The organism is Marinoscillum pacificum, from assembly GCF_024714495.1.
GTDB classification, from domain to species: Bacteria; Bacteroidota; Bacteroidia; order Cytophagales; family Cyclobacteriaceae; genus Marinoscillum; species Marinoscillum pacificum.
This window is the reverse complement of record NZ_JAMZMJ010000008.1, coordinates 176,851-189,982: the sequence shown is the minus strand read 5'-3', so window position 1 is coordinate 189,982 and position 13,132 is coordinate 176,851. Positions and strand designations below refer to the sequence as shown.

The following is a 13,132-nucleotide window of genomic DNA, read 5'->3' as shown; positions in this document are numbered from 1 at the left end:
GCGTGATATGTCATGCTGGTCACTCATGAGGTGGAAAGCATAGGGCGTCCTGAATCGATGTTGAATCGAATTTAGGAATTAATCGGCCACTCTACTCTTGATAAGAGAGGGCCGATTTTTTTTAGTTACTTCAGTTTAATGGTAAAGTCAAATTGATAAACTCCAGGGTAAATCAAGTACTCGTCATGAGGCCATGCTCCCCAGCTATTGTCACCACCAATTCCCATTTGCTTTTTATCAATATGCACCTCTGTATACGGTTGAACTGTAAGGTCGGTAGGGTGTCTTTGTTCTTTGTCTTCTTCATCATCCAAATCAGCTTGGCTGTATGGAAGTGCACTTGCACCAAATGGCTCATCAGCAGTGAAATTGATTGCTTTTGCTCCATTTTCTAATTCAAACCATCTCACATCTGTTTTATATCCGTTTTCTTGTGGTCGAGAATAAGCAAAGAATTGGTCAGCGACTGAGGACTCATATACACCAATCAAGGCAGAGGTGTTTCTGTCAATGTAGTTTTCATGTGGTCCTCTTCCATAATAACTTACCTCATCAAATTCCTTTTGAATTTGGAAATTATATCCGATTCTAGGGATTTCAGGGAGGTCTTTTCCAACGAGTTGAAACTCACTAGCCACCGTAATAGTACCATCTGATGAGATTAAATAAGTTATCTCAGCTGTTGACTTAATAGGCTTGATGTTATATCTGACTTTTACTTCTGCTGTTGAATTTCCTAGATCTGTAGTTTGGATTGTTTTCACCTCAAAACCATCCGATAAATTTTTCCAAATTGCTGTTCTTTTCTGCATTCTGTTGCCATAGTCATTGTCAATTGGGGCTCTCCAGAAGTTTGGAGTTACTGGACTGTACAATACTTCTTCTCCACCTTGAATAATAGACGCTATCCAGCCAGTCTTTTTGCTAATAGTAATGCTGAAGTCATTTCCCGTTGCCTTGATTTGGTCACTCGTTTCATTGATTGTAAGCTTATCAGTAGATAATGCCAAGGGATTAGATACTGTGGATTTCCCAATGAAAAACTGCTCATAGGCTACTGTATGTCCTTTTGGCGTCAAGCCTTTCTTTTCTTTCGTTTTTAGATTGACATTGAGGAAATACTCTGCGTTCACTTTAAAATCAATTGCAGGATAATCAAGTGAAACCAAGCCTTTTTCACCAGGAGCTACAATAACTCCACTGTTCTCACCGGTTTTGATTGCTGTGCCGTTCTCCAGTATTTCCCATTGAACTTCCAGATTGGATAAATCATCAAACGAATAGTGATTAATCAGTTGAATCGTTCCTGATTTTAGATCTACTGATTTTAGATAAACTGGTTGATAAACTTTTTTGAGTTCATACAGGGCTGGGTGAGGAGTTCTGTCGGCATTGACTACACCATTCATGCAGAAGTTGTTATCACTAACGACTGTGTCAGGACCAAAATCTCCACCGTATGCCCAGTATTCTTTTCCGTTCTCATCTTTGGTGAGAATTCCCTGATCAACCCAGTCCCAGATAAATCCACCTTGTAGATTGTCATATGAATAGATCAAATCCCAGTAATCCTGGAAATTGCCCAGACTATTGCCCATTGCATGTGCATATTCACATTGGATCAACGGACGATCTTTGTATTGCTGAGCATATCGCTCCATCCAGTCCATTCCCGCATACATTGGGCAGTAAATATCCGTATTCCATTCTAGTCCGGCACGCTCATACTGTACAGGCCTGCTTGGATCATTTTCTTTTATCCAGTTATAAGTAGCATAGAAGTTCGTGCCATTTCCAGCTTCATTACCTAAAGACCAGATAATCACCGAAGGCTGGTTTTTATCTCGCTCCACCATGTTGATGGATCGGTCAAGATGAGCTGCTTGCCAGTTGGGCTTGTTTCCTAATGTCTTGTCAAGATTGTATCCGATTCCATGAGTTTCCATATTGGTTTCATCCACAACGTAAAAGCCGTATTGGTTGCACAATTCATAGAAAACTGGATCTTGTGGATAGTGACTCGTTCGGATAGCGTTCACATTGTTTTGCTTCATGATTTCCAGATCCTTAATTCTGGTCGCTAAATCAATCACATGACCTGTGGTGCCATGGTGTTCGTGCAGGTTGGTTCCTCTGATGGTGATCGGTTGGCCATTTACCTGAAGCATACCATCTTTGATTTCCACTTTTCGGAAACCTACTTGCTGAACAAATGCTTGTAAAACGTTATTTCCTTCCTTAATCTCAACTTCCAACTGGTACAGGTTTGGGAATTCAGCAGACCACTTTGCAACATTGCTTATGGTGCTCGAGAAGTTGATTTGATTGTTAGAGGCAGCCGACGATTTTTCGAACACAACTTCATCTCCATCCAAGAGTTTCACTGTACCTGATGTACTGTTTGTTGCATTCAATAAGTCTATGTTCAATTCAAACAGTCCATTGGAAAAGTCTTCATTTAAACCTGATTTGATGTCAAAATCAGCTATTCTAGTTTTAGGGGTTCCGAGAAGAAAAACATCTCTCTCGATTCCAGAGACTCTCCAGAAATCTTGATCTTCAAGATAAGACCCATCACTCCACTGGATCACCTTTAGCGCAATTAGATTGCTCCCTTCTTTTAAATATTTAGTTAGGTTGAACTCCGCAGGAGTCTTACTGTCCTGGCTGTAACCCACATACTGCCCATTGACATACAGGTAGAATGCAGACTTTACCGCTCCAAAATGAATGATCACTTCTCGGTCATTCCAATTTTTCGGTAACGTAAATGATTTTCTGTAGAGACCTGTTGGGTTGTATGCTTCAGGAATGCGTGCTTTTGATCCATCCAGACCCCAGTTAGCAAAAGGGTATTGAACATTGGCATAGATTGGATAACCGTAACCTTGCATTTGCCAATTTGACGGTACTGGAATGGTTTCCCATTTCTTGTCGTTGAGACTGGTGCTTTCAAAGCCGATCTCTACATCGTTTGGTGATTCATAATATTGGAATTTCCAATCTCCATTAAGAGAAAGGACTTGATCTGATTTAGATGCTTCACCTGATCTTGCAGTTTCTATTGATTGAAAAGGAATGAACCAGGCGTGTGGTTTTTCCTTATTCACACGAAATATGGTTTCATCTTTCCACTCAGTATTGGTTGGTTGAGCTACTAACAGAGAATAATTGAAACATAAAACGGTGATGAAAAACCATCCAAAATAGTTGCGATTCATAAGGTTATATTGTGAAATGTTCAGTCTAAGATAGCTATTGAATAATAAACGCAAATTGTACGTTTATTGTAAGGTTGTATGATTCAATAGACGGTTGTTTGACGTGTTTCGTCTAATAGAGTCTTTGATTTTTTCCAATTCAAAGTATTTATTCTTAGTTTGGTTATATCTTTTATCAGTTAATTACAACGTGGCCCTATGCGTTATTCACTGCGATACATCATTTTGATGGTGTTATATGCTCAGACTGTTTTTGGTTTTTGTCAAATGGACCATGAATACATAGAAAAAGCTGAGCATTATTTAGATAATAATCCCGATTCAGCGATTTATTATATTAAAGAGTTATTGAGGTCAAAGAACAATTCTCTTAGATCATCCGAAATGAATGCACTAATCGGTAAAGCATTTTGGATTCAAGCCAATTACGATTCTTCCTTGTTTTATTATCAATTAGGGTTAAAAAGTGCGGAAGGTAATGCACAACCAAAATTTTTGGCTCATAATATGAGTGGTTTAGGTGATGTGAATCTTTCTTTGGGGAGAATGAGTATAGCTCAGAAATATTATACTCAGGCAATACGAATTTATGATAGTCTTGGCATTCCTGATCGAGTTGCAGAGGTATATACATCTATGGGTTTTTTGTTTCAGCGGTCAAATGATCTGGAAAAAGCTAAAAGTTTTTATGATAGATCTCTGGCACTTGAAAAGGATAAGAATTATACCGCAAGAATATATTTGGCAACATGGTATGGTAGGATAAATAAGCCGGATTCAGCCCTAGCTATTTATAATGGTTTACTCCAAGACAAGGAGTTGCAAAACCAAAAACGTTTGATGGCTAAAATATATTTGAATGGAGCGATCATTCATGATCAATTGGGCAATCATGAAAAAGTCATTGAGTTTAGTGATCAAGCGATTAGCTATAATCGTCAACTAAGTAATTTTTCTGCACTTGGCATTGTCTATCAAAACCTTACGCAATACCATTTCTTAAGAGGAGAATTTGAAAGATCTCGGATTTGTCTTGATAGTGGCTATTATTTTGCAAAAAGAATTGGAGACCTGAATGTGTACATCAAGTTGCTTGGGATTGATGTGGAATTTGAAAAGCTGCACAATAACTATCAGCGAGCGGAACAAATGATGGAGTACTATGATTACCTCAAGGATAGCTTGCACAGTATTCGTCAGGAGTCTTTGGTTCAAGAACTTAACATTAAGTATGAGACCGCAGAAAGTAGACAGAAAATTGCGGAGCTTGAGTTGGTGCAAAAAAATGCGGCACTTTCATTAGCAAGGTCTAATAACCAGCGTAATATTTTTATTTCAGGGTTTTTGTTGTTGATGGTTGTTGCGGGCTTTTTGTTTTATCAGTACAATACTAAAAAACGAACTTCTGAGATTCTTGAAATCAAAAATAACCAAATATCAGAGTCCCTCGCTGAGCGTGAAACTCTATTGAAAGAGATTCATCACCGGGTTAAAAACAACTTACAGGTAATTTCTAGTTTGCTCAATTTGCAGGCTGATACACTGACAGATGATGCTGCAGTACATGCCGTGCGTGAGGGACAAAATCGGGTAAAATCCATGGCATTGATTCATCAAAGGTTGTATTCTGCTGATGATGTCAGGGGAGTGGATGTTCAGGACTATTTGGAGAATTTATGTGGTGAGCTGTTCAGTGCTTTCGGGGTGGATAGAGAACGGGTGGATTTTTCGGTAAATGCTGAGGGTTTGAAAATGGACATTGATACTGTCATTCCGTTAGGATTAATTGTTAATGAGCTGATCACAAATTGTATCAAGTATGCATTCCCTGATGGCAAAACTGGTCATATAGAAGTAGGACTGGAGCAACAAGGAGATCAATTAGTCGCCAGAGTAGCAGATGATGGAGTGGGTATGAATGAAGTTGATCTCTCCAATTTAAATTCATTTGGGTGGAAGATGGTGAATATTTTGTCCATAAAAGTAAAAGGGAAACTGTCAGTAAACAATGCAGAAGGAACCTCAGTGGAATTGGTAATGAGTAGATATAAATTGGTGTGATGAGCAAAGCGAAAGTACTGATAGTAGAGGATGAGCCGTTGATTGCTTATGATATCTCGGGTATACTAACAAAGAACAATTACGAAGTTGTGGCTATGGTGGATGAGGCTGCCGATGCTTTAGAGGAGATTGCCAAATCTGATATCGATATTGCATTGCTAGATGTGAATATCGAAGGACAGATGGATGGGATAGAATTGGCTGCTCGTTTAGATATTCCGTTTATCTTTCTTACTTCCTATTATGATCAGGCCACAATAGACCGTGCAAAACTGACAAATCCGGCAGGCTATGTGGTAAAACCTTTTAGCGAAAAAGACCTGGTTGTTAATTTAGAAATTGCCCTGTCCCGCTCAGTTACTAGACAATCTGAAATCGTCAATCGTACCCCGGAAAAGTTTTTTGTTAGAGATGGAAATGAGGTGGTTTCCGTCATGTCATCAGATATCCTTTTCGTAGAGGCTAGTGACAATTATTCATTCATCTATACCGATAAAGGAAAATATCTCATCAGTCATACCCTCAAAAGTATTGAAGATAAGTTGCTCCCTTTTGGTTTTAGAAGAATTCATCGGTCGCATTTGATCAATTTTGATAAGATCAATTCTATTTCTGAAGGATATGTCTTTATTGGAGCTCATAAGGTGCAGATTGGTAAGTCGTACCGCAAGAGTTTTATGGATAGCTTGCCGGTTTTGTAGGGATTCCGTTTACTCATTTTAACATTCTTTTTACTAGGTTTTACTCGCTCTTCCCTTAAAAGCGGGATGATTCATTATTGATTTAAAGACATCTTCACTGCTGATTTATAAACCTAAACAGCAAAAGATGAATAAAACTATACCGCTATTGTGCTTGCTTTTTCTGGCAAGTTTTGCTCTTTTCTCACAACCTACCGGAAATCCGTTTATCACTAAATGGGATACTAATGGAGGAGTAAGAGTGGTGCTTCCTCAAAATTCCAGTTACAGTTACAACTTCACCGTAGACTGGGGAGATGGTACTATTGAGTCAAAAACCTCCAGTGGAGGAGTGGTGCATGATTATGCAACCTCGGGAGTGAAAACCATTAAGATTTATGGAGAGTATCCGATTCTGAATTTTCCTTTCAGTTTTTCATATACATGGGAGCTAGTTGAAGTGGTTCAATGGGGAGATATTCAGTGGGCTTCCATGAATCAGATGTTTCGTAATTGTTCCAATCTGGTGGTTAGTGCCACAGATGTTCCTGATCTTACTAACGTGACAGACATGTCCAATATGTTTCAAAACGCAGGTCTTGGTACAGTTGATTTTACCGGATGGGATGTGAGTAGTGTTACCAATATGAGTGAAATGTTCATAGGATCATCTTCCTTCAATGGAGATCTAAGTGATTGGGATGTTAGTGCTGTAACTGATATGAATAGAATGTTCTATGGAGCTTCCTCCTTCAATTCCGATTTAAGTACCTGGAACCCGAGTAGTGTGACCGATATGTCATACATGTTTTATGGAGCCTCTAGTTTTGCGAGTGATCTAAGTGGATGGACTACCCCTGCTTTGGTTGCTATGAACAACATGTTTGAGAATGCTACAGATTTTAATTCAGACCTCACCTCGTGGGATGTGAGTGGGATTACAGACATGACCAGTGTCTTTAAAAATGCATCTTCATTCAATGGAAACCTTAGTGGCTGGGATGTAAGTGGCGTCACCAATATGAATAGTTTATTTTATGGAGCCAGTTCGTTCAATTCAGATATATCAGGCTGGGACGTGAGTGCAGTTACAGATCTCCAGCAGATTTTTTATAATGCCACTAATTTTAATGGAGATATTTCATCGTGGAATGTAGGAGCAGTTACCAATTTATATGCTGCATTTAGAGGCGCTTCGTCATTCAATCAAAACATTGGAGGTTGGGACGTAAGTCAGGTGACTAATATGTATTTGATGTTTTACAATGCAACAGCTTTTAATCAGGATATTGGGTCTTGGAATACTGGTAATGTGACCAATATGTCCAGCATGTTCCGAGGTGCCACTGCTTTTAATCAAGAAATTGGGAGCTGGGATGTGTCTTCGGTTTCGGGCTTTAATAACATGTTCGAAAATGCAAGTGCATTTGCTGCCGACCTTTCATCTTGGGATGTTAGTTCCGGGGCGAGTTTTTCGGTAATGTTTCAGAATGTGCCTGGCTTCAATGCAGATATCAGTGGATGGAATACTTCATCTGCTACCAATATGGGGAGCATGTTTGCTGGAGCTACATCATTCAATCAAGATATTGGAGGTTGGGATGTTAGCAACGTTACTATTGCTTACTTTATGTTCTCTGGCGCGTCATCATTTGATCAGGACTTAAGCGACTGGGACGTGACCAGTATGACCAACATGCGGAATATTTTTGATAATACTTCACTTAGTTCTTCCAATTACGATTTGATACTTAATAGCTGGTCCCAGTTGAGCGGTTTACAATCGAATGTTCGTTTTGGAGGTGTTGGTTTGGAATACTGTGAAGGCGGAGATGGAAGAGCGTCTTTGATTGATACATATAATTGGAATATTGAAGGGGATACAGAAGTCTGTCCAGATCCTTTCATCACCAAGTGGCATATAGAAGATGATGGTACTGCGGATTATAACCAGGTTAGGTACTATGCAAGTGGAGTATATCTTGGAAAGTTTGACATTGACTGGGGTGATGGTCAGGTGTCTGAAGATGTGGTAAAAGAAGCCACGCATACCTATGCTGCTGATGGAGATTATTTAATTTCGGTAAGTGGCGATTATCATACCTTCCGAGTAGTTGACAATAAAGGGATGAAGCAACTCATTGAAATTGTGCAATGGGGAGATACGCAGTGGTGGGACTTGAATGGATCTTTTGCTCAGTGCACCAATCTGGAAATGACTGCAACAGATATACCAGACTTATCGATTGCAACCAGTCTGTTTAGGGCATTTTATCAATGTTCCAATTTCAACAGCGATTTAAGTGATTGGGATGTTAGCAATATTACTAATATGGATTGGGCATTTGCCTACTCGGGATTCAATGGGGATATTGGATCCTGGGATGTCAGTAGCGTAACCTCGATGGGCTCCACATTTAGTAATAATACCGTCTTTAATCAGGATGTCAGTTCATGGGATGTAAGTAATGTCACTACTACAAGTGGTTTGTTTGAAGGTGCTAGTTCGTTTGATCAGGACTTGGGAGACTGGGATTTGAGTAGTGTTACCACGTTAGGAGGAATTTTTAAGAATGCTGGCTTGAGCACAGAAAACTATGACAACACACTGATCGGTTGGGCTCAAAATACTGGACTTCAAAGTAACCTGTCGCTGGGTGCTAATGGTCTCACTTATTGCGCTGGAGGAAATGCCAGACAAATGCTTATTGACAATTTTAACTGGAGCATTTTAGATGGTGGAGAGTCTTGTGATGTAATCACCTGGAATGGATCGTCGTGGAGTAATGGTGTTGGTCCTTCTATTAATGATGATGTAGTTATGGCATCTGGAACATATACTGCTGGGTTTGAATGCAATAACTTAAGCATCTCATCAGGAGCAAGTATAGTGCTGAATGGGTCCATTGAAGTTCATGGTGACCTAACAAATGACGGTACTTTTGAAGTGTCTTCAGGTTCCTCTTTGATTACCTATGATGGGAACACCATTGCAGAAAACATTACTTTTTCTAGAAATACAAGATACAGTGACGGTAAGTACAGTTTTGTGGGAGTGCCTGTGGAAAATGGTGGAAGCACCATAACTGGGGTCCAATTAGGAAGTCATGTGTATAGCTATGACGAGTCAGCTTCAGAGATATCTGATGATTTAGCGAGATGGATAGACGCAAGTAGTGATGCATTAGTGCCAGGGAGAGGCTATACCCAGGCAGAGCAGCAAATTATTGAATTCACAGGAAGACCAAATGATGGTACTGTGAGTTATACTGCTTCTGCTGTCAATGATGGATTTCACTTATTAAGTAATCCTTATCCTGCGGCAATAGATGTAAATGAGTTCATTGATGGTAATTCTGACATTACAGGCACGCTCTATGTTTGGGATGACAATGGATCGGATACTGGAAGAGGGTCCAATAGCGATTATATAGTGGTAACTAAAACAGGCGCTACTGATAATAATGGTCCTGATAATGAGTCCAGATGGAATGGTCATATCGGGTCAATGCAAGGTTTTTTCATTCAGATGGATGGTAGCGCAGGTTCGGTGGAATTTACAGAGTCTATGAGGGTAAGTGCCAGCAATGCTGATGGTAATTTCTTTAGATCTTCTGATGAAAAAGCATCAATTGTTAGAGTTAATTTGACAAATGCCAATGGCCTGTTCAAGCAAGCCATTGTTGGGTGGAATGATGAGGCAAGCAACACTGAGTTTTCTAAAGGATATGATGGAAGAGTATTTAGTACTTCATCACCTAATCTCATCTATTCAATTAAAGGTGAAGATGCATTGGCGATACAAACGATCACTCACTTAAAGGAGCAAATTCCATTGGCTTTTAATGTGTCAGAGCAAGGAATCTATAAGATTGAATTAGATTTTAGCGAATCAAAAGGAGAGTTTTTATATCTGAGAGATAATCTGACGGGTGAAATCGTAGATGCTGGTGCTGGATATGAATTTTCGGCTCAGTCAGGGCAGAATAATGGTCGTTTTGTTCTTGTTAGGAGCAGAAATGTTCTTGGATTGACTGATGATAACTTGCATGTTTATGCTGCTAATAATACGCTTTACTTCACTATTCAAGACGGTGTGAAAAGGAACTTTAAGGTTCTAAATCTTTCAGGTCAACAAGTTATGACTCTAAGTTTGGAGCATTCAGCGCAAGTTCAGATGTCAGTACCTGCGGGGGTATACTTCGTCACAGATGGCAAGCAATCATTTAAAGTAGTCTTGAAATAACCGAAACAATCATGAAAAACATATTATATAAAATCCTATTCATACTTCCAGCAATTTTATTAGTTCTTCCTGCGATGGCTCAGCCATCAGCTCCACCTGCTACACCGATTGACGGGGGCTTGAGTTTGCTGCTTGCTGCGGGAGGAGTGTATGGGATTAAAAAAATCAGGGACTTAAGAAAGAGCGAATAAAAAGTAATCATAGCTGATTGGGATAAGCCGACTTCAACTTTTTCACCAAAAGAGGAGTCGGTTTTTTTGTGCTAATCTATTAAATAATAGGATTTAGGCCTATCTTATTCTCCAATGGTGAAGAAGCTATTATTTCTATTCACACTCGTAAATTTATTCTTTGGTGCTTCAGCGTCATACCAGTATCGACCGGTGCATACACTCATAGATTTATATGATATTAATATAGATGAGAGGGAGAGAAGAGCCTTTAATCGAGAAATGAATCAATTTGCAAGACTGCTAACTAGTGATGCTTCTCAGTCTTTATTGATGATTGATAGTTTGTTGATGTCTGATGATTTTAGTCCAGAATCAAAGCAAGTTTTCTCTTATTTCCGAGCTAAAGCCTTGGGCGGTCTAAGTCAATTTGATGAAGCGAAGGATTATTTAGCTATTTTAATGAGTAATAGTCTTAATGAATCTTTGTTGGCTGACTGTTTGGTGTTGAAGGCCCGGCTGTTAAAGTATACTGGAGATTATGCTAATTCTATTGAAGCATTTAGAGAAGCACTGAAGGTTTATCAATTAACAAAAGATGACGTTGGTCTGGTCATATTGTATGTGAACCTTGGAGAATATTATCGAGCAATAGGAAATTTTGAGCTCGCATTAGAATACCTCTACGGTGCGGATAAATTATCAAGCGCTTCAAATGTCACTATGGAGTTGGAGCTTTACAAGTTCAGCAGAAAGGCTGCAGTTTTCAATGAGTCAAACCAATTGGACTCTGCTTTAATAACTACAAGGAAATATTTGGATCTGTCTAAGAAAACAGGGAATAAAGTCTTGATGGCTGAAGCTTATAATGAATTGGCATCTGTTTTGGCGCGAATGGGAGATGATGCAGAGATAGAAGGATTACTGTTGACTGCTATTGATTTGTGGAAGGAGGCTGGATATGATCGGTACTGGGTGAGCGCTGCGGGTAATTTATGTAGCCATTGGATTGAAATGCGTCAATTTGATAAGGCAAGTCAATTAATTAATGAGGTAATGCCGGTAATAAGAAAGTATCAGTGGTATTCTGTCCTATATACTTACTACGAGCATTTGGCAACCATCAGTCTCTTGTCCAATGATATTAAGCTAGCTTATCGATACTTAGATTCTGCCAAAGCAGCAGTTAGTTTGGAACGTTCTACACTAGTTAATAAAGAGGTTGCGGTAAGGACTGCAAACTTAGAAGTAGAGCGTAAAAAACTGGAACTGCAAGTAGAGCTTGCCAGAGCTGAACGGGAACGTCAGAAATTTAACTTAATCCTCATCGCATTAGTCACAGCTGGAGCTTTACTTGTTGTTGTGCTAATTTTTTATTTGTCTTTGAAATCAAAAAACAAGCAAATAAATCGAATCAATGGTCAATTATCAGAGGCTGTTACCAACAAAGAGCAATTGCTCAAGGATGTGCATCATAGAGTTAAGAATAATTTAAGCTTTTTAATCGGTCTAATACAACTTCAAAAATCACAGTCATCCAGCGAGGAGGCAAAAGTTGAATTAGATAAAGTTAAGGAGCGTCTCGAATCCATGGCTATGCTTCACGCATCGTTGCTTTCTAGAGGAAATCTTGAAGGGGTAGATTTGAATTATTTGATTTCTGAAATCAAAATGCAAATTGAAAATATCACATCTAATGTGTCAGTGAATGTGAATTCGCTCCTCAAGTCCATTGTTATTCCTGGTGATAAGGCTGTTTTATTAGGGGTAATTATCAACGAGTTGGTTACCAATGCTATAAAACATTCATTGCTGCCAATTAATGGTGGTACAGTCGATATTGGAGTCTCATTAAATGAAGGTAAGTTGTGTCTGAAAATAGCTGATAGTGCTGTGGATGTTTCAAAAGTGCTTGACTTTAGTAATCCACAGACTGTTGGCCTGAAATTGATTAAAATGTTAGTTAATCAACTGAAGGGTACAATTACTTATGATGGGATTTCTGATAGTATTTACCTGTCCATCAACTATCCATTGCAATGAAATTAGCTGTTTGTGAAGATGATGCGATTATCAATAACCTCATTGTTCAGTATGTTGAGGAAATGGGGTGTGAAGTGGTGGCTAGCGAGTATTCTAAGGATGCCTTCTTAGAATTGATGAGTGATTTGTGTCCGGACCTGGTTGTTCTGGATATTAATCTGGGAGAAGGAAAAGAAGGTGTTCAGATTGGTCGTTATTTGCGAGAAAGGGATATTCCCTTTATTTACATTACGGCCTATTCAGATCCCGATACGCTTAAAGAAGCTATTTTGGTGGAGCCATTGGGTTATTTGGTCAAGCCATTTACGCAGGCGCAATTGATAGCTCAAATCCAGTTGGCAAAGGCGAGAATTGATGTTGAGTTTAATGAGTTGCATGTAGGCTCAGGAAGCCATTTTTTTAATATCGACTTAAGAGAAATAAATCATATTGAGTCTTCCAGAAATTATTTGATTTTTCATGCTATTAATGAGGATGAAAACGCCATTAAAGTGCGATTGACTCTAAAAGAAATTTTGGATAAAATTCCTTCATATTATTTGCAGGTTCATCGCTCCTTCCTGGTTAATAAAAGGCAGATTTCGTTGGTTGAAAGGGATATGTGTAAAATGAAGAATAATGCGGAAATCCCTATTTCAAGAAATTTTAAAGCCGAAGTATTAAGGGAATTGCATGGTAAATAGTCTAATGGCGTTATTATTGAATGCTCTT

The 13,132-nt window shown here is 39.0% G+C and carries 7 protein-coding genes; 6 read left to right on the top strand and 1 reads right to left on the bottom strand.

The features are described 5' to 3' along the window. Positions 1–125: 125 nt before the first annotated feature. Positions 126–3,221 (bottom strand): beta-galactosidase, LacZ type, encoded by a 3,096-nt coding sequence (lacZ, locus tag NXS00_RS18095; RefSeq protein WP_258100668.1) that lies wholly within the window; start codon positions 3,219–3,221, stop codon positions 126–128. A 198-nt stretch (positions 3,222–3,419) separates the two neighbouring features. Between lacZ and NXS00_RS18090 the strand changes: the two genes are divergently transcribed. From NXS00_RS18090 to NXS00_RS18065, 6 genes are all read left to right on the top strand, one after another. After that, positions 3,420–5,282 (top strand): tetratricopeptide repeat-containing sensor histidine kinase, encoded by a 1,863-nt coding sequence (locus NXS00_RS18090; RefSeq protein WP_258100667.1) that lies wholly within the window; start codon positions 3,420–3,422, stop codon positions 5,280–5,282. Continuing rightward, on the top strand, positions 5,282–5,983 hold the full coding sequence (locus tag NXS00_RS18085; protein ID WP_258100666.1) for a LytR/AlgR family response regulator transcription factor: 702 nt from the start codon (positions 5,282–5,284) through the stop codon (positions 5,981–5,983). Before NXS00_RS18090 ends, NXS00_RS18085 begins: the two co-directional genes overlap by 1 nt. 127 nt (positions 5,984–6,110) lie before the next feature. Beyond that, complete coding sequence (locus tag NXS00_RS18080) at positions 6,111–10,208, top strand: BspA family leucine-rich repeat surface protein (protein WP_258100665.1); 4,098 nt, start codon at positions 6,111–6,113, stop codon at positions 10,206–10,208. Positions 10,209–10,219: 11 nt separating this feature from the next. Beyond that, positions 10,220–10,399 (top strand): PID-CTERM protein-sorting domain-containing protein, encoded by a 180-nt coding sequence (locus tag NXS00_RS18075; protein WP_258100664.1) that lies wholly within the window; start codon positions 10,220–10,222, stop codon positions 10,397–10,399. A gap of 261 nt (positions 10,400–10,660) precedes the next feature. Further along, complete coding sequence (locus tag NXS00_RS18070) at positions 10,661–12,421, top strand: tetratricopeptide repeat-containing sensor histidine kinase (RefSeq protein ID WP_258100663.1); 1,761 nt, start codon at positions 10,661–10,663, stop codon at positions 12,419–12,421. Beyond that, the gene (locus NXS00_RS18065) at positions 12,418–13,104 is read left to right on the top strand and encodes a LytR/AlgR family response regulator transcription factor (protein ID WP_258100662.1); all 687 of its coding nucleotides are present in this window, start codon (positions 12,418–12,420) and stop codon (positions 13,102–13,104) included. Before NXS00_RS18070 ends, NXS00_RS18065 begins: the two co-directional genes overlap by 4 nt. The last annotated feature ends 28 nt before the right edge of the window (positions 13,105–13,132 follow it).

Excerpts from the sequence above, each read along its gene's own strand:
- NXS00_RS18065 (WP_258100662.1), top strand. The coding sequence starts at position 12,418 with ATGAAATTAGCTGTTTGTGAAGATGATGCGATTATCAATAACCTCATT.
- NXS00_RS18085 (WP_258100666.1), top strand. The coding sequence starts at position 5,282 with ATGAGCAAAGCGAAAGTACTGATAGTAGAGGATGAGCCGTTGATTGCT.
- NXS00_RS18080 (WP_258100665.1), top strand. The coding sequence starts at position 6,111 with ATGAATAAAACTATACCGCTATTGTGCTTGCTTTTTCTGGCAAGTTTT.
- lacZ (WP_258100668.1), bottom strand. The coding sequence starts at position 3,221 with ATGAATCGCAACTATTTTGGATGGTTTTTCATCACCGTTTTATGTTTC.
- NXS00_RS18075 (WP_258100664.1), top strand. The coding sequence starts at position 10,220 with ATGAAAAACATATTATATAAAATCCTATTCATACTTCCAGCAATTTTA.
- NXS00_RS18070 (WP_258100663.1), top strand. The coding sequence starts at position 10,661 with ATGAATCAATTTGCAAGACTGCTAACTAGTGATGCTTCTCAGTCTTTA.
- NXS00_RS18090 (WP_258100667.1), top strand. The coding sequence starts at position 3,420 with ATGCGTTATTCACTGCGATACATCATTTTGATGGTGTTATATGCTCAG.